The following is a 25,970-nucleotide window of genomic DNA, read 5'->3' on the forward strand; positions in this document are numbered from 1 at the left end:
GTGCAGAAGCCGGCAGGCGGCAAGCGCGGCCGCTCGCCGGCTTCGGCGAAGCGACCCGTCGCGACATCCCGCCGGCGCTCGTTCGACCAGACAACACGCGACACCTCGATTGCTGCGGATCCGACGCAGTGGTCGCGCCAAAGCCAGCAGTCCGTCGCGGCGCACTTCCAGCGCGAATACATGGACATTGCCTACGCGTGCTGGCCTGCCAGGCCGCGTGCGTCTTCACGGCGCAGGATCAGAAGCGCGCGTTCGAAGTCAAGAAGGCCAGCATCGGTCAGCGAAGGATGCTGTGCGCAGGCTGCTGGTCCGAAGCCCATGCGTGCGGGCGGCGCTGGCCGAATGCGACGGGCGCTGGGCGTCGGAGAAGGCCGCGCTGCGGCGTGGTGCCGTCTTCCTCGGGCGATGGCTCGAACTGCTGCTCGTGCTGGAGCGCTACGTGGCCTGCAAGCCGGACACGTCGCGCCAGAACATGCTGCGCAAGCTGCTGGCCTCCACGCCGTGATCCGGTCGTCCCCGCGCTTTCGGTACCCGAAATCGAGCGATTGGCGCGCCGCATCCCGCGTCCCGCATGCCTAGAATCGTGCAGCGACAACCCGCGTTGCAAGGAGTCCGTTGATGACGATTCGAACTTTCCTGGCACTGTGCCTCGGCGTGCTGATGACAGTGGGTTCGGCCCAGGCCGCACCCGCCGACGCCCCCGGCCACATCACCGGCATCGGTGGCGTCTTCTTCAAGGCCAAGGATCCCAAGGCCCTCGTGGCGTGGTACCGCGACGTGCTGGGCATGCCGGTGCAGGCCTGGGGCGGCGCCGCGCTGCACTACGACGCGCCGAACCATCCGCCCGCCGCGGCCTGGAGCGCATTCGCCGCGTCGTCCAGCTACTTCGCCCCGTCGACGAGCAACTTCATGATCAACTATTCGGTCGACGACCTGGACGCGATCGTCGCGCGCCTGCATGCGAAAAACGTCGAGGTGATCAAGCGCAGCGATGACGACACGAACGGCCGCTTCGCATGGATCCTCGATCCGGAAGGCAACAAGATCGAGCTCTGGGAGCCGAAGCGTCCCGCACAGCCGTGACCTCGTCGACGTGTTTGCCGAATCGGGCTGACATGGGTGGGTGCGCCCCCGCCAAGGCAGGACGCGCCCGTGCAGAATCGCGGGCACAAGAAGGGACGGTGCGCTCACCGCCCAAATGGGAGGAAACGGCATGAACGACGACTTGCGCAGCGGCATGTGTCGCGCCAAATGGGCCGTAGCATCGGCCTGCCTGACATCCCTGCTCGCAGCCTGCGGAGGCGGTGGCGGATCGAGCCCGCCGTCGCCTCCGCCCGTCGTCACGCTGGCCGTGACTGCCAGTGCGCAATCCGTGGTCGCCGGCGGCAATGCCGTCTCGCTGACAGCGACGGTGAGCGGCAGCACCGACACGGCGACCTGGAGCCTCAGCGGGCCCGGCACGTTGTCCGCGACGACCGGCGCGGCGATCACCTATCGTCCACCACTGCCCAGCCAGCTCGGCGGCGCGACGTCCGCGACGATCAACGTGACCGACGGCGGCGTCCAGAAGACGGTGCAGATCGCGCTGACGCCGGCCCCGGGCGCCGTCTGGCAGGTGCAGCGGCCTGCATTGGGCGATTTCAGTACCGTGCGCTATTTGGGCGGGCGCTTCTACGCGATCGGCGTGACCTCGGTGCTCACCAGCACGGACGGCATGGCCTGGACGCCGCTCGACCTGCCCGCCGGCATGGCGATCAACGACATGGCGCTCGGCGACGACGGCTACGTCGGCATCGCGCCCAACGGCGCCACTTGGCACAGTGCCGACGGGCTCGCCTGGACCGCGGGCAACGTGAGCGCGGCCACCGACGGCACCGGCATCGATCCGCAGTACCTGTCCCTGTGGACGGTCACCTTCGGCAACGGCACCTACGTCGCCACCGGCGTGCAAGGCGTGCTCGCGAGCAACGACGGCGTGAACTGGACGTCGCGCACCGGCGGCGTGGCGAACGGCGGCCTCGACATCTACCAGGTCACCTACGGCAACGGCAAGTTCCTGGGCATGGGCTTCGGCGGCAACTACACGAGCACCGACGGCGCCAACTGGTCGCAGTTCTCCCCACCCGGCCCGACCTATGGCGTCGCCTACGGCAACGGCACGTTCGTCGCCAACAACGGCAGCAGCTCGTCGACCAGCGTCGACGGCGTGACCTGGACGCCCGGCGGCGACACCAGCGGCACGTCGATACAGAGCTACTGGGGCCCGGTGACCTTCAGCGGCGGACGCTTCTTCACCTACGGCGAAAAGGCCATCGACGTGTCGACCGACGGCGTGCACTGGAGCAGCCTCTACAGCAACCCGTCCGCCGACTCGAGTGCGCTCATCACGGGCGTCGCGTCGAACGGCACGGACACGGTCGCCGTCGGCTGGGGCGCGCAGCTGCGCCACAGCGCCGACGGCACGACCTGGAACAACGTCGCGCCCAGCGACGGCGTTGGCCTGGTCGCCACGGCCTGCCTGCAAGGCCTGTGCGTGATCTCCACGTCCGACGGCCATCTGCTGACGAGCCGCGACACTACCACCTGGACCCGCTCCAACGCTCCCGACGGCGCGAGCTTCGCCGCGATTGCGCAAGACGGCACGCGCTTCGTCGCGGTGACTCAGGGCGGCTCGGTCTATGTGAGCACCGACGGCACGACCTGGGGCGCGGCGAAGGCCGTCCTGCCGTCCGGCCTCGCGACGCTGGTCTACGGCAACGGGCAATTCCTCGCCGCCGGCAGCGGCAAGTCGGTCTACGCCAGCAAGGACGGCGTCGCCTGGACGGCGACCGCGTCAGGCATCCAGTCGTCGAACCCGACGCCGTGGATCGTCAACCTCAGCTACGGCAATGGCCGTTTCGTGATGGTCGACAACGCGGGCGACCTGTTCTGGAGCGTCGACGGCCTGGGTTGGACCGCCGGTCCGACGCTGACGCCGCTGAGCGCGGTGGCCTACGGCAGCGCGGGCTTCGTCGGCGTCGGTGCGGCGGGCGTCGCCTGGCACAGCCTCGACGGCGCCAACTGGGCCATCGCCTCGACGCCGTCGCCATCGACGCTTTACGCGATCGTGCAGGCCGACGGCCAGTACATCGCGGTGGGCGATTCGGACGCGGTGCTGGTCAGCGAGGACGGCGTCACCTGGACGAACCGGGCGGGCGGCATGAACACGCGCTTGTCGAGCGTCGCGTTCAGCGGGACGGCCTTCGTGGCGGTCGGCACGGGCGGGGCGATCGTCAATTCGACGCACTAAGGCCGCGGGCGCGACGGCCGACGCTGGCCGTCGCGGTGCGTTGAAGTGGTGCGACGCCGGCGCCCAGGCTTCGCGACCCACCTTGCGCGCGCGCGCATCGACCCCGCTCGCTACACTGCGCGCCATGCTCCTGCTGCTGTCCCCCGCCAAGTCCCTCGACTACGAATCCCCGCTGCCCGAGCCGGTGCTCGCCGCCCGCGCATCGCTCAAGCCCGCCGCCACCGCACCGCAGTACGCTGCGCAGGCCGCCGAACTGATCGCCACGCTGCGCACGAAGACGGTGGCCGACATCGCCGACCTGATGGATCTGTCCGACGACCTCGCCAAGTTGAACGTCAAGCGCTACAAGGCGTGGTCGACGCGCGCCACCGAGCGCAACAGCCGCCCCGCGATGTGGGCGTTCAATGGCGACGTCTACGACGGACTCCGCGCCTCGACGCTCAACGAAGACGAGATCGCCTGGGCGCAGAAGCACGTGCTGATGCTCAGCGGCCTGTACGGCGTGCTGCGGCCGCTCGACCGGCTGCAGCCGTACCGGCTCGAGATGGGCACGGGCCTGGCCACCGAGCGCGGCAATTCGCTGTACGCGTGGTGGGGCGAGACGGTCGCCGCCCACATCAACAAGCTCCAGGCGAAGGAGCGCGAGCCGCTGGTGATCAATCTCGCGTCGCAGGAGTACTTCAAGGTCACGCAAGCCAGGCGAGGGCGCGCGAAGGTGCTGCGCGCGCGCGTCGTCGACTGCGTCTTCGAGGACTGGAAGGACGGCGACTACAAGATCATCAGCTTCTTCGCCAAGCGCGCCCGCGGGATGATGGCCCGCCACGCCATCGACAAGCGCGCCGGGACCGCCGAGGCGCTGACGGATTTCCACGCCGACGGCTATCGCTTCGCGGAGCGGGCATCGGAGCCCGAGCGCCTGGTCTTCCGGCGGCGGCAGGCCTGACGACGCCGGCGGTCGGGCGGCCCGCGGCGACATCCGGCTCCCGGATTCACCAGATGTTGCACGAAGCCCGGCGCATCCCGGGGGATTCCCGCCCGACTCGACCGTGCGGCGCTGCCAGAATACGCACCTGAGAACGGCGCGCCCGCCGGGCGCAGCCTTGGCAACCCTTCGACCGCACGTCCGGAGTCGACCCCATGCAATCGCAATCGAGCACCAAGACGAACGCTGGCCAGCAGCGTCAACAGTACATCTCGGTGGAACTCCGCCAGTGGATCGTCGCGCAGGCGCAGGCCGGCGTGGCGCCGGAGACCGTGCTCGAGGCGATGAAGTCCAGCGGCTGGCACGAGGACGTGGCCATCAAGGCGCTCGAGGAGACGCTGCGCGACCACCTCAACCAGCAGGTGGCCGAGCGCCAGGCCGCCGCCCCGGCCGACCACGAGCCGCAGCCCGTGCCGGTGCCCGACGCCCCGATCGCCGACTCGCCCAGCAAGATCCGCATCCTCGACCGCGACGTCACCGTGCTGACGACCATGAAGCACCCGCGCGTCATCGTGCTGGGTGGCTTCCTGTCGGACGACGAGTGCGACAAGATCATCGCGCTGGCCGGCCCGCGCATGGCGCGCTCCGAGACGGTGGACAACCTCACTGGCGGCAGCGAGGTCAACGTCGCCCGCACCAGCCGCGGCATGTTCTTCGAGCGCGGCGAGACGGGCGTGATCGACCGCGTCGAGCGCCGCATCGCCGCCTTGCTGAGCTGGCCCGTCCAGAACGGCGAGGGCCTGCAGGTGCTGCATTACCAGCCGGGCGCCGAATACAAGCCGCACTACGACTACTTCGACCCGGTGCATCCCGGCTCCGCGTCCATCCTCAAGCGCGGCGGCCAGCGCGTGGGCACGCTGCTGATGTACCTGAACACGCCCAAGAAGGGCGGCGGCACCATCTTCCCCGACGTCGGCCTGGAGGTGGCCCCGATCAAGGGCAACGCCTGCTTCTTCAGCTACGACCGCGCCCACGTCAACACCAAGAGCCTGCATGGGGGCCAGCCGGTGATCGAGGGCGAGAAGTGGGTCGCGACGAAGTGGCTGCGCGAGCGCGAATTCATCTGAGCGAATGACAGCGGGCAACATGAAGACGAGCGCGCGCAACCAGTACGCGGGGGCGATCCGCAGCGTCGAGAGCGGCCCGGTCACCACCGAGGTGAGCATCGAGATCGCGGGCGGCCACGTCCTCGCCGCGACCTTGACCACGTCGTCGGCCAAGCGGATGAACCTGCATCCCGGTCAGCAGGCACTGGTACTGATCAAGGCCTCGTCGGTGGTGCTGGTGACCGACGCCGATGGCTACGTGCTGTCCGCGCGCAACCAGCTGGCCGGCACCGTGTCGCGCGTCGATCGCGGCGCCGTGTCCACCGTCGTGCGCCTCGCCTTGCCGGGCGGCGAGGAGGTGACCTGCACCGTCACGAACGATGCCGTGGACGATCTCAAGCTGCGCACGGGCCAGGCGGCCACGGCCATCTTCAAGGCCTACCAGGTGTTCGTGGCCGTCAAGGCTTGAGAGCCTGACGCGTTGCGTCGGGCCTCGATCGCGTCGGCTCAGACGGACTTGACCTCGCCGCCGTCCATGCGCAGCGCCGAGCCTGTCATCCATTGCGCCTGGGGCGACACGAGGAACGCCATCAGGGCCGCGATCTCCTCCGGTTCGCCGTAGCGCGCGATGCCCGCTTCCTTCGGGAACTTCAGCGTGGCCTCCTCGACCGACATCCCGTGCGCCGGCGCCCAGTGCTCGAGGTAGGAGCGGCGGCGGCCGGTCATGACCGGGCCCGGCAGCACGCTGTTGACCTGGATGCCGTCCTGCAGCCCCTTGTCCGCGAACGCCTTGGCCAACGCGACGATGGCCGCGTTGACGGTGCCCACGGCCGCATAGCCGGCCTTGGGAAACAGTGCCGAATTGCCGGACGTGAAGACGACCGACCCGCGCGACGCCTGCAACGCCGGCCAGGCTTGCACCGTCAGCCGGCGTGCGCCGTGCAGCTTCAGCGCGAAGCCGGCGTCCCACTGCGCGTCGGTCATCTCCAGTACGTCGACCTGGGGCACGGCGCCGGCGATGTTGACGAGCGCGTCGATGCGCTCGAATGCGGCAACGGCCCGGCGCACGACCTCGCCCGCGGCCGGCGCTTCGCCGAGATCGGCCGGCACGACCAACGCGCGTGCGCCGGCGGCGACGACCTCGCGCTCGGTCTCGCGCAGCTTCTCCTCGCTGCGCGCGACGAGCACAACGGCCGCGAAATCCCGCGCGAGGCGGATGGCCGTCGCGCGCCCGATGCCCTGGCTCGCGCCGGTGACGATGACCACTCGGTCGTTCATGTCACGCTCCCTTCACCGCGGCGGCGGCCGCGAGGACGATGTCGACGACCCCGGCCGGGGCCGTCACGCTGGGCGTGTGATCCACCGGCTGCGCGACGATCGTCGCCTGCATGCGCTCGGCCATGAAGACCTGCGTCTCGCGGCGGATCATCCGGTCGTCCTCCGCGAGCAGATACCAGGCCGGCACGTCCTTCCAGCGCGGGCGCCCGACGGGCGTGCTGATGCACGGCACCGCGATCGGCCGCTGGACCGCCGCGAGCCATTCGAGCGCCGTCGGCGACGCGTTCTGCGCGAACGCCGCCGCGAAGGCCTCGCGCGGCAGCCAGATCAGCCCGTGCGCGTCGGGCGCCAGCGTTGGTGCCAGCGGGTGCGCCTCGTTGCGATAGAACACGTCCGCGACCCCTTCGCCTTCGTCGGGCGCCAGCGCGGCGACGTAGACCAGCGCCCGCACCTTGTCGCTGCGCGCCTCGCCGATCACCGCGCCCGCGTAGGCATGGCCGACCAGCACGACCGGGCCGTCGACCCGCTCCAGCGTGCGTTCGAGTGCCGCGACGTCGTCCTGCAGCGACGTCAGCGGCAGCGGCGCCGCGACGACGTCCACGCCGGCGCTGCGCAGCGGATCGATCACGTCGCGCCAGCTCGAGCCGTCGGCCCAGGCGCCGTGCACCAGCACGGCAGTCACGTTCTTCCGAGTCATCGTCATTTCTCCTGGTGTGTTGCGAGCGCGCTCACGCGGCCTGCAGCGTCTTTGCAAGGAAGCCGCGGATGGCGGTCGCGATCTCGTCGGCGTGCGTCTCCAGCGCGAAGTGGCCGGTGTCGAAGAAGCGCACGTCGGCGTCGGCGATGTCGCGCCTGAACGCCTCGGCGCCGGCCGGCAGGAAGAACGGGTCGTTGCGGCCCCACACCGCCAGCAGCGGCGGCTGGTGCTCGCGGAAATACGCCTGGAACGTCGGGTACAGCGCCACGTTGCTGGCGTAGTCCAGGAACAGGTCGAGCTGGATGTCGTCCGCACCCGGTCGCGACAGGTACCAGTTGTCCAGCGCATGGCCGTCCGGCGAGACGCGTGCGGCGTCGCTCACGCCGTGCGTGTACTGCCACTGCGTCGACTCCGGCGCGAGGAACTGGCGCAGCGCGTTGCGCTTGCCCGCGCTCGGGTCGCGCCAGTACGCCTGGATCGGATTCCAGCCCTCGCTGAGCCCTTCCTCGTAGGCGTTGCCGTTCTGCGTGACGAGCGCCGTGATGCGCTCGGGATGCCATGTCGCCAGGCGCCATCCCACCGGCGCGCCGTAGTCGAACACGTAGAGCGCGAATCGCCGCAGCCCGAGGACTTCGGTGAAGCGGTCGATGACGCGCGCGAGCCCGTCGAACGTGTACGCGAAGACTTCGCGCGCCGGCATCGCCGATTGGCCGAAGCCGGGCAGGTCCGGCGCGATCACGCGGTACTCGCCCGCGAGCTTCGGGATCAGGTCCCGGAACATGTGGCTCGAGCTCGGGAACCCGTGCAGCAGCAACAGCACCGGCGCATCCGCCGGCCCCGCGTCGCGGTAGAACACCTCGAGACCATCGACGTCCACTTTCCGGTTCATCGTCGCACTCATGTTGACTCCTTGGTTGGCCACCGATCAGGTAACCTGTTTGAACGATGCGAGCAGGTTACTTTTGATGTGATAACCTGTCAACACGATTTTTAACGGTTACCAAAGGAGCGCTCCGCATGACGGCCGATCGACCCCCCGCCATGTTCCTGGCCGAAGCCGCCGGCCTGGACTTCCTGAACACGTTGGCGATTCCCGTCGACGTGGAAGTCGAATGGCTGGGTTCCGGCGAAGACCTGCTCGCGTGGCTCGAGGCCGCGGGGCTGCTCGATCAGGCCGCGCTCGACGAGGTGCGCGCGCTGGCCACGGCCGAGGAACTGGACGCGGTGGCCGCGCAGGCCCGGGCCCTGCGCGAGTGGCTCCGCGGCTTCGTGCAGCGGCATCGCGGCAAGCCGCTCACGCGTTCGGCCGAGGGCGAACTCGAGCCGCTGAATGGCCTGCTCGCGCGCGACCGCACGTTCACGCAGATCGTCGCCCGCCCCCGGGCCGAGCTGCGCGACGGCGACTCCGCGCTCGAGGTGGTCGCGCGGCGCCGCTGGCAATCTGCCGACGATCTCCTGCTGCCGATCGCCCAGGCGATCGCCGAGCTCGTGAGCCGGGCGGACTTCGCCGAGGTCAAGAAGTGCGAAGGACCGACCTGCGTCCTCCATTTCCTCGACACCACGCGAGGAGGGCGCCGCCGCTGGTGCAACATGGCCGTCTGCGGCAACCGCGCCAAGCAGGCCGCGCATCGCGACCGGGCAGCGGCTCGTTGACGCCATCGCGGCGGTGCCAAACGATCGCCAGGATGACCGCCACGCCTGACTCGATCGACGGGCGATCGAAACTGTCGATCCGGCGCCCCGTCATTCGTCGTGGTCCACGAGTCCCACTCCATCCAGGAGAACGCCAATGCGATTCATCATCACGGCCCAGGCCGACCCCAACGGCGCGGCGCCCGGCCCCGACGGCATGCCGAGCGACGCGCTGCTCACCGCCTACATGAAGTTCAACGAGGAGATGCACCAGGCCGGCGTGCTGGTGGCCTCCGAAGGCCTGAACCCGGCGGCCCGCGGGGCCCGGATCGCGGTGGACAAGGGCAGGCGCTACGTCGTCGATGGCCCGTTCACCGAGTCCAAGGAACTGGTGGGCGGCTTCTACATCGTCGACGTCGGATCGCTGGAGGAAGCGATCTCGTGGGCGCTGCGAGCGCCGTCCGGCCTCGGCTCGGACGACATCCTGGAGGTGCGCCAGCTCACCGGAGCAGGCGACATTCCGCCGCATGTGCTGGACATCATCCGGACGGCGGCGCCGACGTGGAGCGCGTCGGTCTGGCAGGCGCGGGGCTGACCCCGGGTCAGCCGATCTCGACCCGGTTGCGGCCGCCGCTCTTGGCCGCGTACAAGGCCCGGTCCGCGCGCCGGAACAGCGTGTCCAGCGTGTCGCCCGCTTGCCAGGCCGTCACGCCGAAGCTGGCCGTCAGATCGTGCACCGCGCCCTCGAACGGGCGCATGACCTGCTCGCGCGCGCGTTCCGCGAGCACGCGCGCGCCGCGGGCGTCGGTGTCGGGCAGCAGCAGGCAGAACTCCTCGCCGCCGTAGCGGTAGGCGCGGTCGGGGCCGCGCAACGCGCCGGCCAGGCGCGCCGAGAACGCGGTGAGCGTGGCGTCGCCGATGCCGTGGCCGTGGGTGTCGTTGATCATCTTGAAGCGGTCGACGTCCGCCATCACGACGGCGAACGGCCGCCCGCTGCGCTGCGCGCCCGCCAGCGCGTGGCGCATCTCCTCGTCGAGCGCGCGCCGGTTGGGCAGGGCGGTCAGGTCGTCGGTGCGGGCCTGCAGGCGGGTGTCGGCCTCGGCGCGTATCTTGCACATCAGCACGAAGCCGAGATTGGTGATGACCAGATAGACGAAGCCGAACGCGTAGATGGGCAGCTGCCAGGCGTTGTCGTGGTCGAGGCCCAGGCCCGGTCGCCCGATCAGCAGCAGCGCGATCGCGCGCAGCGGCAGCACGAGGCCCATGCAGACGTAGAACGCGGCGACGACGCGCTGCACGCGCTCGGTCTCGGGGCGGGCGTCGCGCCACAGCGAGAGCGCGTTGAGCCACTCGTAGCCGGCATAGGCGAAGCCGTTGAAGATCGCGGCCCAGGCGACGTGCTCGCCGGTGACGGCGCCGGCGACCGTCACGGCGACGACCATCGCGACCAGACGGCGCACGTTCCAGCTTCGCCCCGCGAAGCGGCGGATCGCGATGAAGAACAGCGAGACGCTGACGGCGCCCGCCAGGTTGGCGGCCAGGCCCGTCGCGACGGCCCAGGGGCCGCTCGCCGGAATCGCGAGCACGAGATAGGCGAGGGCCTGGCTGGTGATCGCCCAGCGCCAGCGGCGCATGCCGTTGCGATGGTCGACGTCGCTGCGCGACACCCACAGCATCGCGGCCGTGGCGGCGAGCAGGCCCGTCTGGGCGAGGAACAGGGTGTGCAGATCCAAGCGCGAAGTCTCGAGTCGCTGCGCAGGCAGCCAAGCCCTCGATTCTCTGTCGAGCAGCAACGGCCCATCGTTGCTGGACGTGCAGTATTCGACGAAGCGCGCGACTTAGGGGCGCGACTCTTCCAATGACGAAGGCCCGCGGCTTGCGCGCGCGGGCCCTGATCAATCGAACGACATCGACAGGCGCATCAACGCTTCGTCGACGGTCCCTTGTTGGACGACGTCAGCGCCGGACGCTGTCCGCCGCCCTGCGGACGGCCACCGCCGCCGCCGGCCGGTCGGCCACCGCCGTTGCCTGCACCCGCGGGGCGCGCGCCGCCGTGGCCGGCGTGCGCCGGCTTGGCGCCGCTGTGCGAGCCCGACGGGCCCTGCGGACGCGGTGCCGGACGGCCGCCGCCGTTGCCGCCGCCGCCACCCGGACGCGCCGGGCCGCGGCCGCGATCACCACCGCCACCGCCGGAACCGGCGCGTGCGTGATGACCGCCGCCGTTGCCGCGGCCGCCACCAGCCGGCCCGCGCACGCCGATCGACGTGCGGCCCAGGACGATGGGCTCGGCGCGTTCGGTCGGATCGGGCTCGAAGCCGGCGATGACTTCCTTCGGGATCGGGCGCTTGATCAGCTTCTCGATGTCCTTCAGGAAGATGTCCTCGTCGACGCACACCAGCGACACCGCGCGGCCCTGCGCGCCCGCGCGGCCGGTGCGGCCGATGCGGTGAACGTAGTCCTCGGGCACGTTGGGCAGCTCGAAGTTGACGACGTGCGGCAGCTGGTCGATGTCGATGCCGCGCGCGGCGATGTCCGTCGCCACGAGCACCTGCAGCGTGCCGGCCTTGAACTCGGCCAGCGCGCGGGTGCGCGCCGTCTGGCTCTTGTTGCCGTGGATCGCCATCGCGGTGATGCCGTCGTCGTTCAGGTACTCGGCCAGGCGGTTGGCGCCGTGCTTCATGCGCGTGAACACGAGCACCTGGTGCCAGTCGCCGCTCTTGATCAGGTGCGACAGCAGCTGCTTCTTGCGGTCGCGCGAGACCGGGTGCACGGCCTGCTCGATCATCTCGTTGGTCTGGTTGCGGCGCGCGACCTCGATCAGGCCCGGCTTGTTCAGCAGGCGGTCGGCCAGGGCCTTGATCTCGTCGGAGAACGTGGCCGAGAACAGCAGGCTCTGCTTCTTGGCCGGCAGCACCGCGAGCACCTTCTTGATGTCGTGGATGAAGCCCATGTCGAGCATGCGGTCGGCCTCGTCGAGCACGAAGATCTCGACGTGCGACAGGTCGACGGCGCGCTGCTGGTGCAGGTCGAGCAGGCGGCCGGGGGTGGCCACGAGGATGTCGACGCCCTTGTGCAGGCGGTTGATCTGCGGCTGCATGCCGACGCCGCCGAAGATGACCATGCTGGTCAGCGGCACGTGCTTGCCGTAGGTGCGCACGCTCTCCTCGACCTGGGCGGCGAGTTCGCGCGTGGGCGTGAGGATCAGGGCGCGCACCGGCGTCTTGCCGCGCGAGTCCTTCTTCGGCCCGCTGGCGAGCAGGCGGTGCAGCATCGGCAGCACGAAGCCGGCGGTCTTGCCGGTGCCGGTCTGGGCGCCGGCGAGGAGGTCGCCGCCCTGGAGGACGACGGGGATGGCTTGCAACTGGATCGGGGTCGGGGTCGTGTAGCCGTACTCGTGCACTGCACGCAGGAGCGGCTCGGCCAGGCCGAGTTCGTCAAAGTTCATGGGTGGTTTTCAGTCCCGGATCGTGCCGGGAATCGCGGATCGGCCTGCTGCGCCGCGCAGTGATGCGGGCACCAGTCGTGAAGGCAGATTGCTGGGGGATGCGTCGAGGATCGACGGCCACTCGCTGGACTGGAGCTTGGAGCGGCTGACAGCATTGTATCGGTACGCACCAGGTCGGTTCGCGGAAAAGGGGGATAACCCGCAGCTTGCGGGTTTCCTCGGCCATTCCGGTTCCTATAATCCGCGCCCAGACCACCAGAAATCGCCGTCGTCAGCGGCCCCCGATGAATCTCCTCAAGGCCGCCTCGACGGTTTCGCTGCTCACGCTCGCCTCGCGCGTGTCCGGCCTGGTGCGCGAGCAGCTCGTGGCCGCCAGCTTCGGCGCCAGCGGCTTCACCGACGCCTACAACGTCGCGTTCCGCATTCCCAACCTGCTGCGCCGGCTGTTCGCCGAGGGCGCGTTCTCTCAGGCCTTCGTGCCGCTGCTGGCCAATTCGCGCATCGCCGAGGGCGACGAGGCGACGCACCGGCTGGTCGACGCCGTCGCCACCGTGCTGGCCTGGGCGCTTCTGGCCACCTGCGTGATCGGCGTCGTGGGCGCGCCGGTGCTCGTCTGGCTGATGGCCTCGGGCCTCGAGCGCTTCGACGCCGGCGTCCTGATGACGCGCCTGATGTTCCCCTACATCGGCTTCATGTCGATGGTGGCGCTGTCGGCCGGCATCCTCAACACCTGGGGCCGCTTCTCGATCCCCGCGGCGACGCCGATCCTGCTCAACGTGAGCGTGGTGCTCGCGGCGCGCACGCTGACGCCGACCTTCCTGGCGCACGGCATCCCGGGCGTCTACACGCTGGCCATCGGCGTGATGCTGGGCGGCGTGCTGCAGGCCGCGGTCCAGATCCCCGCGCTGAAGGCGGTCGGGCTGATGCCGCACATCCGCTTTCGCTGGAGCGGCATCGTCGACGCCTGGCATCACCCCGGCGTGCGGCGCGTGCTCAAGCAGATGTCGCCGGCGCTGCTGGGGGTGTCGGTGTCGCAGGTGTCGATGCTCGTCAACACGCAGCTGGCCTCGCACCTGGCCACCGGGTCGGTCTCCTGGCTGACCTACGCCGACCGGCTGATGGAGTTCCCCACCTCGCTGCTGGGCGTGGCGCTGGGCGTGGTGCTGATCCCGCAGCTGTCGGCGGCCCGCGTGCGCGGCGACAAGGAGGGCTACTCGAACATGATCGACTGGGGCCTGCGCCTGGTCGTGCTGCAGACGCTGCCGTGCGCGATCGCGCTGCTCGTGTTCGCCAAGCCGCTGATCGCCATCCTCTACGGCTACGGCCACTTCACCAGCGCCGACGTGCTGGCGACCGTGCAGCCGCTGCGCGGCTACGGCCTGGGCCTGCTGGGCATCGTCAGCGTGAAGATCCTCGCGCCGGGCTACTTCGCGCAGCTCGACACGCGCACGCCCGTGCGCATCGCGGTCGCGGTGCTCGTGTGCACGCAGCTGATGAACGCGCTGTTCATCTTCGGGCTGCACATCGGCGTCGGCGGGCTCGCGCTGTCGATCGGCCTGGGCGCGGTGCTCAACGCCTGCTGGCTGCTGACCGGCCTGATCCGCATGGGCGTCTACAAGCCGCAGCCGGGCTGGCTGGCGTTCGGCGCGCGCGTGCTCGTCGCCGGCCTGGCGCTCGGCGCCGGCCTGGTGTGGGCCGACCAGGCGATCGACTGGCTGGATCGCGCCCATCCGCTGCTGCGCGCGCTGAAGATGGCCGGGGTGCTGGGCGGCGTGGCGGTCGTCTACGTCGCGGTGCTGATGGTGCTGGGGATCAAGGTCAAGCAATTCGTGCGCAAGGCGTGACCTCGGCGCGCAGCGCCAAGGTCTTGCCTGGGCGCAAAGCGTGACCTCGGCGGGCGGCGCCAAGGTGTTGCCTGGGCGCAAGGCGTGACCTCGGCGGGCGGCGCCAAGGTCTTGCCTGGGCGCAAGGCGTGACGCGCGCACGGGCGCGGCGCCGGGTCTAAACTCGGGCGCATGTCCCTGGTTCCCCGGCCCACGCCCACTTTCAACGCGCCGAGCGCGCTGGAGTACTTCGACGCCCTCGTGGCCGACGACGAGCAGTTCCCGCTGCTGGAGGCCGCCATCGCGATCGCGCAGGACGAGACGCCCGGGCTCGACGTCGAGGCGGTGCTGGCCGACGTCGACGCGCTGGCGCTGCGGCTGAAGAACCGGCTCGCCCCCGACGCGCCGGTGCTGCACCGGCTGCGCACCCTCAACCGCTACTTCTTCGAGGAGCTGGGCTTCGCGGGCAACGTCAACGACTACCACGACCCGGCCAACAGCTACCTGCCCGACGTGCTCGCGCGCCGGCGCGGCATCCCGATCACGCTGGCGCTGCTCTACATGGAGATCGCCGGCCACATCGGCCTGCGCGCCGAGGGCGTGTCGTTTCCCGGGCACTTCCTGGTGAAGATGCGGCTGCCGCAGGGCGAGGTCGTCATCGATCCGTTCACCGGGCAGTCGCTGTCGCGCAGCGATCTCGAGGAGCGGCTGGACGTGGTGCGCCAGGCGAGCGCGATCCGCGACGCCTTCGACGTGCCGCTGGGCCTGTTCCTGCAGGCCGCCGGCCCGCGCGACATCATCGGCCGCATGCTGCGCAACCTGCGCCAGATCCACCAGGGCCGCGGCGACGTCCAGCGGCTGCTGGCGGTGCTCGATCGCCAGGTCGTGCTGGAGCCGCGGGACTGGGACACCTACCGCCTGCGCGGCGACGTGCTCGACGGCATGGGCCGCACCGAGGAAGCCGCGTTCGACTGGGGCCTGTACCTGGAGCACACGCCCGACGCGGCGGACGCCGACAGCCTGCAGCGCCGCATCCTGGCCGCGCGCTCGCAGCGCCATTGAACCGGGTTGGCCGCCCGGCCGCCCTACAATGCGCGGTTGCGGTCCGCCTGGGCGTGCCGCCCCGCCAGCGGCCACCCCGGCCGCGACCGGCGCGCCGTCACGGCCGCCGGCGTCCGCCCGATTCGCCCTTGCCGGCCCGTCCTCCGACATGACCCTGACCCCCGCACAGCAACGCACCCTGACCTGGCTCGCCGTGGCCGTGGCGGCGGCGCTGCTGCTGTGGCTGCTGGGGCCGGCGCTGGCGCCCATCATCCTGGCGCTGGTCTTCGCCTACCTGCTGTGGCCGCTGGTGCGTACGCTGGAACGCCGGCGCGTGCCGCGCGCGCTCGCGACGACCATCACCGTGCTGTTCGCGATGCTGGCCGTCAGCGCGCTGGCGCTGCTGCTGGTGCCCATCGTCACGACCGTGATCCCGCAGCTGCGCACCCAGTGGCCGGGCCTGCTGGACAAGTTCAACCACGTGGTCGCGCCGCAGCTGAAATCCTTCGGCATCAACGTCGATACCGACACGCTCAAGGCGTCGATCATGAAGTCGTTCGACACCAACATGGACGAATGGGGCCAGAAGCTCCTGAGCTCGGCGCGCATCGGCGGCAGCTGGCTGGCGACCATCATCGGCTTCCTGGTGCTGGTGCCGGTGCTCGTGTTCTACCTGCTGGTGGACGCCGAGACCGTGACCGGCGGCGCCTGGAACCTCGTGCCGCTGAAGGCGCGCGCACCGCTGGCGCGCTTCCTGGGCGAGTGCGACACCATGCTGCGCCAATACCTGAAGGGCCAGCTCGCGGTGATGGGCGCGATGGCGCTGATCTATTCGCTGGGCCTCATGCTGACCGGGCTCAACCTCGCGTGGCCGATCGGCGTGTTCACGGGCCTGGCCGTCTTCATTCCGTACCTCGGCTACACCACCGGGCTGGTGCTGGCGCTGATGTCGGCGGCGATCCAGTTCACCGGCTGGCACGGCGTCGCCGAAGTCGCGGCCATCTACGCCGTCGGCCAGGTGCTGGAGAGCTTCGTGCTGACGCCGCGCCTCGTGGGCGAGCGCATCGGCCTGAGCCCGCTGGCCGTCATCCTCGCGCTGCTGGTCTTCGGCGAGGTGTTCGGCTTCGTCGGCGTGCTCGTCTGCCTTCCGGTGACGGCGCTGATGGTCGTCGCGATGCGCCACGCCATGAGCGCCTACCGCGCCAGCTCGTTCTACCGCACATGAGCGCGCACGGCCGTTCCGAAGCGCGAATACCGCAATGCGCAGCATGGAGGCAAACCGAATGCGACAGCTGATCCTCGATCTCGCCTGGGATCCGCTGCCGCCGTTCGCCGGCTTCCTGCCGGGTGACAACGCCGCGGTGGTCGGGCAGCTGCGCGAACAATCGTGGCCCGGCGCACCGGTCTACCTCTGGGGCCCCGCCGGCTGCGGCAAGACGCAGCTGCTGCGCGAGCTGCAGGCGCGCGCCGTCGAGGCCGGCCTGGTGGCGCAATGGTTCGACGCGTCGTCGGCGACGCCGTGGATGCTGGCCGACGACGCGGCGCTGGTGCTGCTCGATGGCGTCGACCAGTTCGACGAGGCGCAGCAGCACGCCGCGTTCACGCTGTTCGTCGAGGCCGCGAGCCGCGTTGCCTCGTCCGAGGCGCCCGCCGTCGGGGCGCGCCTGGGCGTGCAGTTCGCATCCGCCGGCCGCCTGCCGCCGGTCGACCTGCCGGTGCGCGAGGACCTGCGCACCCGCCTCGGCTGGGGCCCGGTGCACGCCGTGCATCCGCTGGCCGAGGCCGGCACGCGCGACGCGCTGCGCCAGGAGGCCGGGCGCCGCGGCGTCGTGCTGGGCGACGACGTCCTCGACTACATCCTCGTGCGCTTCGCGCGCGACCTGAAGAGCCTGATGCACCTGCTGCATCGCCTCGACGGCTTCGCGCTGGCCGAGAAGCGCGCCGTCACCGTGCCGCTGCTCAAGCGCATGCTCAACGAAGAGCAGGCCGAACAACAGACCGCTCTCCCATTCCGCGAATGACCCGCCGCAATCTCACGCTCTTCGACCTCGACGGCACGCTGATCGCCGGCGACTCCGACCACTCGTTCGGCGAGTTCATGGTCGACGTGGGCTGGGCCGACGGGCAGGCCTGGCGCCGCCGCAACGACGAGTTCTACGCGACCTACGTGGCCGGCGCGCTGGACGTGCATGCGTACGTCGATTTCGCCACCTCGGTCTGGCGCGGCCGCACGCCGCGGGAGCAGGCCGACATGCACGCGCGCTTCATGCGCGAGATCATCGCGCCGATGCTGACGCCGCAGGCGCTCGCGCTCGTCAGGAAGCACCAGGACGCGGGCGACCTCGTCGCCATCGTCACCGCCACCAACGAATTCGTCACCCGGCCGATCGCCCAGGCGTTCGGCGTGCCCGAGCTGCTCGCGATCGAGCTCGAGCGCGACGCCGCCGGCGCCGTCACCGGCGCCATCCGCGGCGTGCCCACGTACCAGCACGGCAAGGTCACGCGCGTGGGCCAGTGGCTCGAAGCGCAGGGTGCCGGCTGGGACGACTTCGATCGCATCACCGTTTACAGTGACTCCATCAACGACCTGCCCCTCCTGGAGCGGGCCACCGACCCCGTCGCGACCAATCCGTCGGCCGCGCTGGAGGCCGTGGCCGCCGAGCGTGGCTGGGCAATCCTGAGGCTTTTCGAATGATCCGCAAATTCATCGACCGACTGCTGGGCAAGGCACCGGCCACGGACGACGGGCTGCCCGCCGGCGTCTCGCTGGGCCAGCGCGTCGAGTACGGCGTCGACCAGCACAAGATCGACCTGCGCCTGATCATCGAGCCGGCGGTCAACGTCTGCAAGAAGCTGAAGGACGCGGGCTACGAGGCCTACATCGTCGGCGGCGCGGTGCGCGACCTGCTGGTCAACCTCGAGCCCAAGGACTTCGACGTCGCGACCAACGCGACGCCCGAACAGGTCAAGGCGCTGTTCCGCCGCGCCTTCATCGTCGGCCGCCGCTTCCGCCTCGTGCACGTGATCTACGGCCGCGGCCGCGAGCACGAGAAGATCGAGGTGTCGACCTTCCGCGCGTATCTCGACAACGCCGACGCCGCGTCCGCCGTCAAGGGCAACGAGAAGACCTCGCGCACCGAGCTCGATGGCAAGAGCCACGCGGTGGACGCCAGCGGCCGCGTGCTGCGCGACAACGTCTGGGGCCCGCAGAACGAGGATGCCGCGCGGCGCGACATCACCGTCAATGCGATGTACTACGACCCGTCGACGCAGATCGTGGTCGACTACCACGGCGGCATGAACGACTCCAAGGCCAAGCTGCTGCGCATGATCGGCGACCCGGAGACGCGCTACCGCGAAGACCCCGTGCGCATCATCCGCGTGCTGCGCTTCGCGGCCAAGATGGGCTACAGGATCGAGGCCAGGACCGAGGCGCCGATCCGCAAGATGAAGGCGCTGCTGGCGAACGTGCCATCGTCGCGCATGTTCGAGGAGCTGCTCAAGCTGCTGCAGACCGGCCACTCGCTGCAGAGCATCGCGATGCTGAAGAAGTACGGGCTCGATCGCGGCGTGTTCCCGATCCTCGACTCGTACTTCGAGGGCATCGCCACCAACCCGGCGCGCGAGGACTTCGTCAACCGCGCGCTGGCCGACACCGACCGCCGCGTCAACGAGGGCAAGTCGGTGGCGCCGAGCTTCCTGATGGCGTGCGTGTTCTGGCACGAGGTGTCGGCGCGGTGGGATGCGTTGCGCGCGCAGGGCGAGTCGCTGATGCCCGCGCTGCAGGCGGCGGTCGACGCGACGTTCGATGCGCGCATCGGCGACATCTCCGGCCGGGGCAAGCTGGCCGCCGACATGCGCGAGATCTGGCAGATGCAGCCGCGCTTCGACAAGCGCACCGGCAGCTCGCCGGCCGCGATGCTGGCCCAGCCGCGCTTCCGCGCCGCGTTCGACTTCATGCGCCTGCGCGCCGACGCCGGCGAGATCGACATGGCGCTCGTCGAGTGGTGGGAAGACTACTCGATGGGCGACGAGGACAAGCGGCGCGACCTGCTGGAGGTCGCGCGCAAGCAGGCGCAGTCCAGGCCGCGCGAGCCCCGGCCGGCGCCGCGCGATCCGCGTCCGCTGAAGACGAGCGCGTCGCCCGCGCCCGTGCCCGAGGCGGAACGCGCGCCCGCCCCCGCGCCGCGCGTGAGCGCCGCCAAGCAGCAGATGCTGCAGCTGGCCGCCACCGCGCGCGCCGCGCTGGCCGACGGCGCGACCGACGCCGACCGCGCCGCGCTGCGCTCGCTGCTGGACAACGCCGAGCTGCCATTCGGCACCGTGGGCCCCGACGCGCCGCCGCTCACCGCGACGCAGGAACTGCTGCGCGAGTTCGCCGACCTGACGCTGGTCGCGATCGCCGACGGCGCCACCGCCGCCGACCTCGCCAGCGCGCGTTCGCTGCTGGACAAGGTCGAGAAGAAGGCCAACACCACGCGGCGTCGCCGTGGCGGCGGCGGCCGTCGCAAGGCCGGGGCCGGCCCGGCGTTCAAGGACGACGAGGATGACGAGGGCGACGGCGCCGAGTAATGCGCAGCGGGGCGCCACGGTCTTCGTCGGCCTTGGCGCCAATCTCGGCGACGCCCGCGCCACGCTGCGCGACGCGCTGACCGCGCTGCGGCCGCTGGCCGTCGACGGCAGCGTCGCGGCCTCGTCGCTGTGGGGCAGCACGCCGGTCGATTCGAGCGGCCCCGACTACGTCAACGCGGTCGCGTGCCTGCGCACCGCGCTCGCGCCGCACGCCTTGCTGGACGCGCTGCAGGCCATCGAGCAGCGCTTCGGCCGCGAGCGTCCGTATCGCAACGCGCCGCGCACGCTCGACCTGGACGTTCTGCTGTTCGGTGTCGAGGGCGACGCCGGCGGCATCGTGCTGGGCGACGAGCGCCTCGTCGTGCCGCATCCGCGCGCCGCGCAGCGCGGCTTCGTGCTGGAGCCGCTGGCCGAGCTGTGGCCCGGCGGCGATATCCCGGGGGCGGGGCGCGTGGCCGACCTGCTGGCCGCCGTGCGGCGCGATCCGGCGCAGCGCGTGCATCGCCTGGACGTCTGAAAAACGCAAATCGCCGGCCGCCGCGCCGGTGCTTTGTGACGCTTTCGTGACCGTCCCCTCTACAATGCCGCGGTCAATCGTCTAGACGGCCACGCCGCAGGCGTCATCCATCCAGACGGCCCCCAGCGGCCGCGCCAGAGATCAAGAGGATCCAGACCATGTGGTTCAGCAAGCTGCTGCCGCGCGAGGGAAATTTCTTCGAGCTGTTCAACCAGCACGCCGCGTACATCGCCGAGGGCGGGCATGCCTTCCTGGCGATGATCCAGAACTACGGCGACCCGGCCCTGCGCGAGAAGTACGGCGGCGAGGTCGACGTCGCCGAGCGCGCGGCCGACAAGGTGACGGCCGAGGTGCAGCGCCTGCTGCATCGCACCTTCATCACGCCCATCGACGGCGAGCAGATCCGCGCGCTGATCAACGCGATGGACGACGTCATCGACCTGCTGCAGGACACGACGGAGGTGCTGTCGCTCTACAACGTGCAGCGCATCGGCGACGACGTGCTGCGCCTGTGCGAGATCTCCGTGCGCTGCTGCGACCGCGTGCAGCACGTCACCAGCCTGCTGGCCACGCTGCGCCGGCCCGAGGTGGCCGCGGCGGCGCTCAAGACCTGCGAGGAGATCGACCGCCTCGAGTCCGACGCCGACCGCGTGATGCGCGCGTCGATGTCGCACCTGTTCCGCGACGAGATCGACACCCGCGAGCTGATCAAGCTCAAGGCGATCTACGAGCACCTCGAGACGATCTCGGATCGCTGCCAGGACGTCGCCAACATCATCGAGGGCATCATCCTCGAAAATTCGTGAGCCCCCTCGCTCCTCCCGTCGCTGCCCCCCGAGGGGGAGCGCAGCACTCCTCGCGCGTGGCACTCGGACGCTGCAGACCTCTTCGATCAACAAATGCACTCGCTTGATGTCGGCTTCGGCCTGGTCGTGATGCTCGTCGCGCTGGCGGTGGCATTCGACTTCATGAACGGCTTCCACGACGCCGCGAACTCGATCGCGACCGTGGTGTCCACCGGCGTGCTCCGTCCGCAGACGGCGGTGCTGTTCGCGGCCTTCTTCAACATCGTCGCGATCTGGATCTTCCACCTGAAGGTCGCCGCGACCGTGGGCAAGGGCATCGTCGACCCGTCGTTCGTCGACCAGCACGTGATCTTCGGCGCGCTGGTGGGAGCGATCGCGTGGAACCTGTTCACGTGGTGGTTCGGCATCCCGTCCAGCAGCTCGCACGCGCTGATCGGCGGCATCGTGGGCGCGGTGATCGGCCGCGGCGGCGCGTCGCACCTGATGATGTCGGGCATCTGGCCGACGCTGCTGTTCATCGTGGTCTCGCCGCTGCTGGGCTTCATCCTCGGCGCGGCGACGCTGATCGTCGTGTCATGGATCTGCCGGCGCCAGCCGCCGCTGCGCGTCGACGGCTGGTTCCGCCGGCTGCAGCTGATCTCGGCCGGCATGTATTCGCTGGGACACGGCGGCAACGACGCGCAGAAGACGATCGGACTCATCTGGCTGCTGCTCGTGGCCACGCACTACTCGCCGGCCGGCATGGCCATGCCACCGGGCTGGGTCATCTGGTGCTGCTACGTCGCGATGGGCCTGGGCACGATGTTCGGCGGCTGGCGCATCGTCAAGACGATGGGCCAGAAGATCACCAAGCTCAAGCCGGTGGGCGGCTTCTGCGCCGAGTTCGGCGGCGCGCTGACGCTGTTCCTGGCCTCCCAGCTGGGCGTGCCGGTGTCGACCACGCACACGATCACCGGCGCCATCGTCGGCGTGGGCAGCGTGCGCGGCGCCTCGGCGGTGCGCTGGGGCGTGGCGGGCAACATCGTGTGGGCGTGGATCTTCACGATCCCGGCCGCGGCGCTGGTCGCCGGCGTGTTCGCGGCGCTGAGCGGCCTGCTGTTCTGAGGCCTGGCGGCTTCTGCCGCGCCGTTCGACCCCTGCCTGGCCTGAAATCGTCCGCGCTTGGCCGGCCACCGGCCCGCGTGGCCGCCCCGCAAGCGCGCCGCGTGGCTAGAGTGAATGCACGTGGAACCGAGCGATCTCGACCCGGCCTGGTGGCATTCGGTTGTACGCGCAAGCGAGGCCGTCGACACGACGCGTCCTCGACGAATTCGCAACCGAGTGGCTGCCTGGTGCAGCCGTGGAGAGCATCGTGGACATGCAACGCAACGCCAGCTCGTCGTTCCTGTACGGCGGCAACGCACCCTACGTCGAGGACCAGTACGAGCAGTACCTGGCCGACCCGGCCCAGGTGCCGCCCGAATGGCGCGACTATTTCGACGCCTTGCGCGCCACGCCGGCCGTGGACGGCTCGAGCACGAAGGACGTGCCGCACGCCCCCGTCGTCGAGCGCTTCCAGTCGCTCGCGCGCCGGCCGGCCGATGCGCGCGCGTCCGCGACCGAGCTGCTGGACTTCGCCCGCAAGCAGGTCGCGGTGCAGTCGCTCGTCGCGGCCTATCGGCTGGTGGGCACGCGCCAGGCGGATCTCGATCCGCTGCGCTGGACGCACACGCCGCCGCTGCCCGAACTGGCGCCGGCCTACTACGGACTGGTCAACGCGGATCTCGCCCTGACGTTCAGCGGCGCGGACTCGTACTTCTCCGACGAGGACATGCCGCTCGAGCAACTGGTGTCCGCGCTGCAGCAGACCTACACCCGGACGCTGAGCGCGGAGTTCATGCACGTGGGCAGCGCGGAGCAGCGCCGCTGGTGGCAGATGCGGCTCGAGTCGACGCGCTCGAAGCCGGCGCTGCCGGCTGCGAAGAAGCGCCGCATCCTGGAGCGCCTGACCGCGGCCGAGGGCCTCGAGAAATACCTGCACACGCGCTTCGTCGGCCAGACCCGCTTCTCGCTGGAGGGCGGCGAATCGCTGATCGTGCTGCTCGACGAACTGGTGCAGGGCGGCGCGGCGCGCGGCGTCAGGCATGCCGTGATGGGCATGGCGCATCGCGGCCGGCTCAGCGTGCTGCTCAACGTCGCCGGCAAGCCGGCGGCGTCGCTGTTCGACGACTTCGGCGGCGACGCCGACGCCGACCTGCTGGCCGGGGACGTCAAGTACCACAAGGGCCACACGGCGATGGTCGACACCGAGGGCGGTCCGGTGGAGGTGGCGCTGGCGTTCAACCCGTCGCACCTGGAGATCATCAATCCGGTGGTGCAGGGCATCGCGCGCGCCAAGTCCGAGGCGAACAAGTTGCCGCGCTCCGCGGTGCTGCCCATCGAGATCCACGGCGACGCCGCGGTGATCGGGCAGGGCGTCGTCCAGGAGACGCTCAACCTCAGCTACACCCGCGGCCACGGCACCGGCGGCACGGTGCACGTCGTCGTCAACAACCAGGTCGGCTTCACCACCAGCGATCCGCGCGACGCGCGCTCGTCGTACTACTGCACCGACATCGCCAAGACGATCGAGGCGCCCGTGCTCCACGTCAACGGCGACGACCCCGAGGCGGTCGCCTACGCGGCGCAGCTCGCGCTCGACTTCCGCGCCGAGTTCGGCCGCAGCGTGGTCATCGAGCTGGTCTGCTTCCGCCGCCACGGCCACCAGGAGCAGGACACGCCGACCGTGACGCAGCCGCTGATGTACCGCGCGATCGCGGCGCATCCGGGCGTGCGGGCGATCTACGCGAAGCGGCTCGCGGCCGACGGCCTCGTGACCGCGCAGGAGGCCGACCAGTGGGTGGCCACGTTCCGCGAGCGGCTCGATGCGGCGCATGGCGAGTCCGTACGTGGGCGCGCTGCTGGCGCCGAAGCGCAGGCGTCCGTCATCGCACCAGCGGTGGCTGTCCATGTCGCGCCGTCGCTCGAGCAGATAACGACGCTCGCCGCGAGACTCACGCGGCTGCCGGAGGGCCACGCGCTGCATCCGCTCGTCAGGAAGACGCTGGACGCGCGACGCGAGATGGCCGCCGGGACGCGGGCGCTGGACTGGGGCATGGGCGAACACCTTGCGTTCGCGTCGCTGCTGGCGGCGGGCACGGACGTGCGCCTCACCGGCCAGGACAGCGAGCGCGGCACCTTCGGCCATCGCCACGCGGTCCTGCACAACCAGGATCGGCAGGTCCGCTGCGAAGGCCTGTACGTGCCGCTGCAGCATGTCGGCGACGAGCAGGGCAGCTTCAGCGTCACGAACTCGACGCTGTCCGAGGCCGCCGTGCTGGCCTACGAGTACGGCTACAGCGTGACGCGCCCCGAGGCGTTGACGCTGTGGGAGGCCCAGTTCGGCGACTTCGCCAACGGCGCGCAGGTGGTGATCGACCAGTTCATCTCGGCGGGATTCGCCAAGTGGGGACAGCGCAGTTCCGTGACGATGCTGCTGCCGCACGGCCAGGAGGGCGCGGGGCCGGAGCACGCGTCCGCGCGGCTCGAGCGCTACCTGCAGCTGTGCGCGCAGGACAACCTGCGCGTGTGCCAGCCGACCACGCCGGCTCAGTTCTTCCACCTGCTGCGCTCGCAGGCGACGCTGCCGGAGCGGCGACCGCTGGTCGTGATGACGCCGAAGTCGCTGCTGCGCCATCCGGCCGCCGTCAGCAGCCTGGCCGACCTGTCCAAGGGCGGGTTCGCGCCGGTGATCGGAGACGCCGCGATCGCGGCCGCCGATGGCTACGACGTCGAGCGCGTCATCCTCTGTTCGGGCAAGGTGTACTACGAGCTGCTGGAGCATCGTGCGAAGGGCGGGCTGCGCAACGTCGCGATCGTGCGCGTCGAGCAGCTGTATCCGTTCCCGGCGGCGCAGTTGGCCGCGGAGCTCGCGTGGTATCCGAATGCGCGCGTTGTCGTGTGGTGCCAGGAGGAGGCGCAGAACCAGGGCGCGTGGCGCACGCTGGAGCCCGAGCTGCGGGTGGTCGCGCATCCCGCGCCGCTGCAGTACGCCGGGCCGGCGGCGATGGCGTCGACGGCGCCGGGTTCGGCGGCGGTGCATGCGGCGCTTCAGGCGGAGCTGGTCCGCTCGGCGTTCGAGGATTGAGTGGATTGCGAGAGGGTGGGACTTTGTGATGTGGTTGCCCGCGCGGTTGCGCGGGCGATTTGATGGCGAGCGTCGTGGCGCTGACATGCCGGGCAGGGGTCGGTCGCTCCGGCGCCTCGGGCATCTGAGCCCCGCCTGAACGGCGGGTCTCCGCGGGCCGGCTTGCGATGTGTAGACCGCGTGTGCATGCCGGCCACTCTCCCGCACCGGGGCAGCCCGTCGCCGGTGCCCGCCAACGTGCCGAGGCGCCTGCGCGACCGACCCCTGCCCAGCCTGTCGCGGCAGCCGGTCGTCTGGTGAAGGGAGTTAGCGTGTCTCAGTCCATCGAGGGCCTCGACAGCCCCGGCGCCACCCGAACGCTGCGAACTGAACTTTCACGCGCGATCGGCGCTTCGCGCTTGCCGATGTCTTCGCGCACGCGAAGCGCCCGCGCTGTTGGCCAGCAATCCAGATCGTTCGCAGCGTTCGGGTGGCGCCGGGGCTGTTGAGGCCCTCGATGGGCCGAGACACGCTACCTCTCCCATCAACCGAGCGGTCGCCGCGGCAGGAGAGCAGGGGCCTCGTTTTCCGGCGCCTCGGCACGTTGGCGAGCATCGATGACGTGCTGGCCCGGTGCCGGAGAGTGGCCGGTATGCACGCGCGGTCTGAACATCGCAAGCCGGCCCGCGGACGAAGGC

Annotated in this window: 23 protein-coding genes; 18 read left to right on the forward strand and 5 right to left on the reverse strand. The window is 70.4% G+C overall.

All coding sequences use genetic code 11. The features are described from left to right. The first annotated feature begins 322 nt into the window (after positions 1-322). From LPC04_RS14905 to LPC04_RS14930, 6 genes are all read left to right on the forward strand, one after another. Positions 323-505: a hypothetical protein gene (locus tag LPC04_RS14905; protein WP_275683039.1), complete on the forward strand. Its 183-nt coding sequence runs from the start codon at positions 323-325 to the stop codon at positions 503-505. A gap of 113 nt (positions 506-618) precedes the next feature. Further along, the gene (locus LPC04_RS14910) at positions 619-1,083 is read left to right on the forward strand and encodes a VOC family protein (protein ID WP_275683040.1); all 465 of its coding nucleotides are present in this window, start codon (positions 619-621) and stop codon (positions 1,081-1,083) included. A gap of 130 nt (positions 1,084-1,213) precedes the next feature. After that, positions 1,214-3,289: a hypothetical protein gene (locus LPC04_RS14915; RefSeq protein WP_275683041.1), complete on the forward strand. Its 2,076-nt coding sequence runs from the start codon at positions 1,214-1,216 to the stop codon at positions 3,287-3,289. 124 nt (positions 3,290-3,413) lie between these two features. Then, positions 3,414-4,232, forward strand: coding sequence for a peroxide stress protein YaaA (gene yaaA / locus LPC04_RS14920; RefSeq protein ID WP_275683042.1), 819 nt, complete (start codon positions 3,414-3,416; stop codon positions 4,230-4,232). Positions 4,233-4,426: 194 nt separating this feature from the next. Next, positions 4,427-5,338: a 2OG-Fe(II) oxygenase gene (locus tag LPC04_RS14925; RefSeq protein WP_275683043.1), complete on the forward strand. Its 912-nt coding sequence runs from the start codon at positions 4,427-4,429 to the stop codon at positions 5,336-5,338. 19 nt (positions 5,339-5,357) lie between these two features. Then, positions 5,358-5,786, forward strand: a complete 429-nt coding sequence (locus LPC04_RS14930) for a TOBE domain-containing protein (RefSeq protein WP_275683044.1) — start codon at positions 5,358-5,360, stop codon at positions 5,784-5,786. 38 nt (positions 5,787-5,824) lie between these two features. On the opposite strand, the gene LPC04_RS14935 is transcribed toward LPC04_RS14930, so the two are convergent. From LPC04_RS14935 to LPC04_RS14945, 3 genes are read right to left on the reverse strand one after another with little or no spacing between them, the layout of a single operon-like run. Next, a complete protein-coding gene (locus LPC04_RS14935) occupies positions 5,825-6,595 on the reverse strand; it encodes an SDR family oxidoreductase (RefSeq protein ID WP_275683045.1) in 771 nt (256 codons plus the stop codon). Position 6,596: 1 nt separating this feature from the next. Then, positions 6,597-7,292: an alpha/beta hydrolase gene (locus LPC04_RS14940; protein ID WP_275683046.1), complete on the reverse strand. Its 696-nt coding sequence runs from the start codon at positions 7,290-7,292 to the stop codon at positions 6,597-6,599. 31 nt (positions 7,293-7,323) lie between these two features. After that, complete coding sequence (locus LPC04_RS14945) at positions 7,324-8,193, reverse strand: alpha/beta fold hydrolase (protein ID WP_275683047.1); 870 nt, start codon at positions 8,191-8,193, stop codon at positions 7,324-7,326. Positions 8,194-8,309: 116 nt separating this feature from the next. On the opposite strand from LPC04_RS14945, the gene LPC04_RS14950 reads away from it, so the two are divergent. Together LPC04_RS14950 and LPC04_RS14955 are read left to right on the forward strand one after the other, a co-directional pair. Continuing rightward, the gene (locus tag LPC04_RS14950) at positions 8,310-8,945 is read left to right on the forward strand and encodes a CGNR zinc finger domain-containing protein (RefSeq protein ID WP_275683048.1); all 636 of its coding nucleotides are present in this window, start codon (positions 8,310-8,312) and stop codon (positions 8,943-8,945) included. Between the two features lie 136 nt (positions 8,946-9,081). Continuing rightward, positions 9,082-9,519 (forward strand): YciI family protein, encoded by a 438-nt coding sequence (locus LPC04_RS14955; protein WP_275683049.1) that lies wholly within the window; start codon positions 9,082-9,084, stop codon positions 9,517-9,519. Positions 9,520-9,526: 7 nt separating this feature from the next. Here LPC04_RS14955 and LPC04_RS14960 read toward each other — a convergent pair whose 3' ends face one another. Further along, positions 9,527-10,657: a GGDEF domain-containing protein gene (locus LPC04_RS14960; RefSeq protein WP_275683050.1), complete on the reverse strand. Its 1,131-nt coding sequence runs from the start codon at positions 10,655-10,657 to the stop codon at positions 9,527-9,529. Between the two features lie 188 nt (positions 10,658-10,845). Next, positions 10,846-12,369, reverse strand: a complete 1,524-nt coding sequence (locus tag LPC04_RS14965) for a DEAD/DEAH box helicase (protein WP_275683051.1) — start codon at positions 12,367-12,369, stop codon at positions 10,846-10,848. Between the two features lie 284 nt (positions 12,370-12,653). Here LPC04_RS14965 and murJ point away from each other — a divergent pair, with 284 nt between their 5' ends. From murJ to LPC04_RS15015, 10 genes are all read left to right on the forward strand, one after another. Beyond that, positions 12,654-14,213 (forward strand): murein biosynthesis integral membrane protein MurJ, encoded by a 1,560-nt coding sequence (murJ, locus tag LPC04_RS14970; protein WP_275683052.1) that lies wholly within the window; start codon positions 12,654-12,656, stop codon positions 14,211-14,213. A gap of 171 nt (positions 14,214-14,384) precedes the next feature. Then, positions 14,385-15,254 carry a SirB1 family protein gene (locus LPC04_RS14975; RefSeq protein WP_275683053.1) on the forward strand — a complete coding sequence of 290 codons (870 nt, stop codon included), beginning with the start codon at positions 14,385-14,387 and terminating at the stop codon, positions 15,252-15,254. A gap of 148 nt (positions 15,255-15,402) precedes the next feature. Further along, on the forward strand, positions 15,403-16,458 hold the full coding sequence (locus tag LPC04_RS14980) for an AI-2E family transporter (protein ID WP_275683054.1): 1,056 nt from the start codon (positions 15,403-15,405) through the stop codon (positions 16,456-16,458). A 58-nt stretch (positions 16,459-16,516) separates the two neighbouring features. Beyond that, positions 16,517-17,254 (forward strand): HdaA/DnaA family protein, encoded by a 738-nt coding sequence (locus LPC04_RS14985; RefSeq protein WP_275683055.1) that lies wholly within the window; start codon positions 16,517-16,519, stop codon positions 17,252-17,254. Then, positions 17,251-17,928, forward strand: a complete 678-nt coding sequence (locus LPC04_RS14990; protein ID WP_275683056.1) for a histidinol-phosphatase — start codon at positions 17,251-17,253, stop codon at positions 17,926-17,928. The genes LPC04_RS14985 and LPC04_RS14990 overlap by 4 nt, the downstream gene beginning before the upstream one ends. Next, positions 17,925-19,805, forward strand: a complete 1,881-nt coding sequence (gene pcnB, locus LPC04_RS14995; RefSeq protein WP_275683057.1) for a polynucleotide adenylyltransferase PcnB — start codon at positions 17,925-17,927, stop codon at positions 19,803-19,805. The genes LPC04_RS14990 and pcnB overlap by 4 nt, the downstream gene beginning before the upstream one ends. Beyond that, positions 19,780-20,322, forward strand: coding sequence for a 2-amino-4-hydroxy-6-hydroxymethyldihydropteridine diphosphokinase (folK, locus tag LPC04_RS15000; RefSeq protein WP_275683058.1), 543 nt, complete (start codon positions 19,780-19,782; stop codon positions 20,320-20,322). Before pcnB ends, folK begins: the two co-directional genes overlap by 26 nt. Before the next feature lie 158 nt (positions 20,323-20,480). Further along, entirely contained in the window at positions 20,481-21,128 is a 648-nt protein-coding gene (locus LPC04_RS15005) for a DUF47 domain-containing protein (RefSeq protein WP_275683059.1), read from the forward strand. 93 nt (positions 21,129-21,221) lie between these two features. Next, complete coding sequence (locus LPC04_RS15010) at positions 21,222-22,232, forward strand: inorganic phosphate transporter (protein ID WP_275683060.1); 1,011 nt, start codon at positions 21,222-21,224, stop codon at positions 22,230-22,232. A gap of 253 nt (positions 22,233-22,485) precedes the next feature. Continuing rightward, on the forward strand, positions 22,486-25,293 hold the full coding sequence (locus LPC04_RS15015; protein ID WP_275683204.1) for a 2-oxoglutarate dehydrogenase E1 component: 2,808 nt from the start codon (positions 22,486-22,488) through the stop codon (positions 25,291-25,293). Positions 25,294-25,970: the final 677 nt, after the last annotated feature.

The sequence above is a fragment of the Scleromatobacter humisilvae genome (assembly GCF_023231945.1).
In the GTDB taxonomy this organism is placed as follows: Bacteria; Pseudomonadota; Gammaproteobacteria; order Burkholderiales; family Burkholderiaceae_C; genus Scleromatobacter; species Scleromatobacter humisilvae.

Bases quoted from the DNA above. Each gene is read 5' to 3' on its own strand.
- LPC04_RS15015 (WP_275683204.1), top strand. From the start codon at position 22,486: ATGCAACGCAACGCCAGCTCGTCGTTCCTGTACGGCGGCAACGCACCC.
- LPC04_RS14930 (WP_275683044.1), top strand. From the start codon at position 5,358: ATGAAGACGAGCGCGCGCAACCAGTACGCGGGGGCGATCCGCAGCGTC.
- LPC04_RS14940 (WP_275683046.1), bottom strand. From the start codon at position 7,292: ATGACTCGGAAGAACGTGACTGCCGTGCTGGTGCACGGCGCCTGGGCC.
- LPC04_RS14910 (WP_275683040.1), top strand. From the start codon at position 619: ATGACGATTCGAACTTTCCTGGCACTGTGCCTCGGCGTGCTGATGACA.
- LPC04_RS14925 (WP_275683043.1), top strand. From the start codon at position 4,427: ATGCAATCGCAATCGAGCACCAAGACGAACGCTGGCCAGCAGCGTCAA.
- LPC04_RS14915 (WP_275683041.1), top strand. From the start codon at position 1,214: ATGAACGACGACTTGCGCAGCGGCATGTGTCGCGCCAAATGGGCCGTA.
- LPC04_RS14955 (WP_275683049.1), top strand. From the start codon at position 9,082: ATGCGATTCATCATCACGGCCCAGGCCGACCCCAACGGCGCGGCGCCC.
- LPC04_RS14980 (WP_275683054.1), top strand. From the start codon at position 15,403: ATGACCCTGACCCCCGCACAGCAACGCACCCTGACCTGGCTCGCCGTG.
- LPC04_RS14975 (WP_275683053.1), top strand. From the start codon at position 14,385: ATGTCCCTGGTTCCCCGGCCCACGCCCACTTTCAACGCGCCGAGCGCG.
- LPC04_RS14990 (WP_275683056.1), top strand. From the start codon at position 17,251: ATGACCCGCCGCAATCTCACGCTCTTCGACCTCGACGGCACGCTGATC.
- pcnB (WP_275683057.1), top strand. From the start codon at position 17,925: ATGATCCGCAAATTCATCGACCGACTGCTGGGCAAGGCACCGGCCACG.
- LPC04_RS15010 (WP_275683060.1), top strand. From the start codon at position 21,222: ATGCACTCGCTTGATGTCGGCTTCGGCCTGGTCGTGATGCTCGTCGCG.
- yaaA (WP_275683042.1), top strand. From the start codon at position 3,414: ATGCTCCTGCTGCTGTCCCCCGCCAAGTCCCTCGACTACGAATCCCCG.
- LPC04_RS14985 (WP_275683055.1), top strand. From the start codon at position 16,517: ATGCGACAGCTGATCCTCGATCTCGCCTGGGATCCGCTGCCGCCGTTC.
- LPC04_RS14965 (WP_275683051.1), bottom strand. From the start codon at position 12,369: ATGAACTTTGACGAACTCGGCCTGGCCGAGCCGCTCCTGCGTGCAGTG.
- LPC04_RS15005 (WP_275683059.1), top strand. From the start codon at position 20,481: ATGTGGTTCAGCAAGCTGCTGCCGCGCGAGGGAAATTTCTTCGAGCTG.
- LPC04_RS14950 (WP_275683048.1), top strand. From the start codon at position 8,310: ATGACGGCCGATCGACCCCCCGCCATGTTCCTGGCCGAAGCCGCCGGC.
- LPC04_RS14935 (WP_275683045.1), bottom strand. From the start codon at position 6,595: ATGAACGACCGAGTGGTCATCGTCACCGGCGCGAGCCAGGGCATCGGG.
- folK (WP_275683058.1), top strand. From the start codon at position 19,780: ATGACGAGGGCGACGGCGCCGAGTAATGCGCAGCGGGGCGCCACGGTC.
- LPC04_RS14945 (WP_275683047.1), bottom strand. From the start codon at position 8,193: ATGAGTGCGACGATGAACCGGAAAGTGGACGTCGATGGTCTCGAGGTG.
- murJ (WP_275683052.1), top strand. From the start codon at position 12,654: ATGAATCTCCTCAAGGCCGCCTCGACGGTTTCGCTGCTCACGCTCGCC.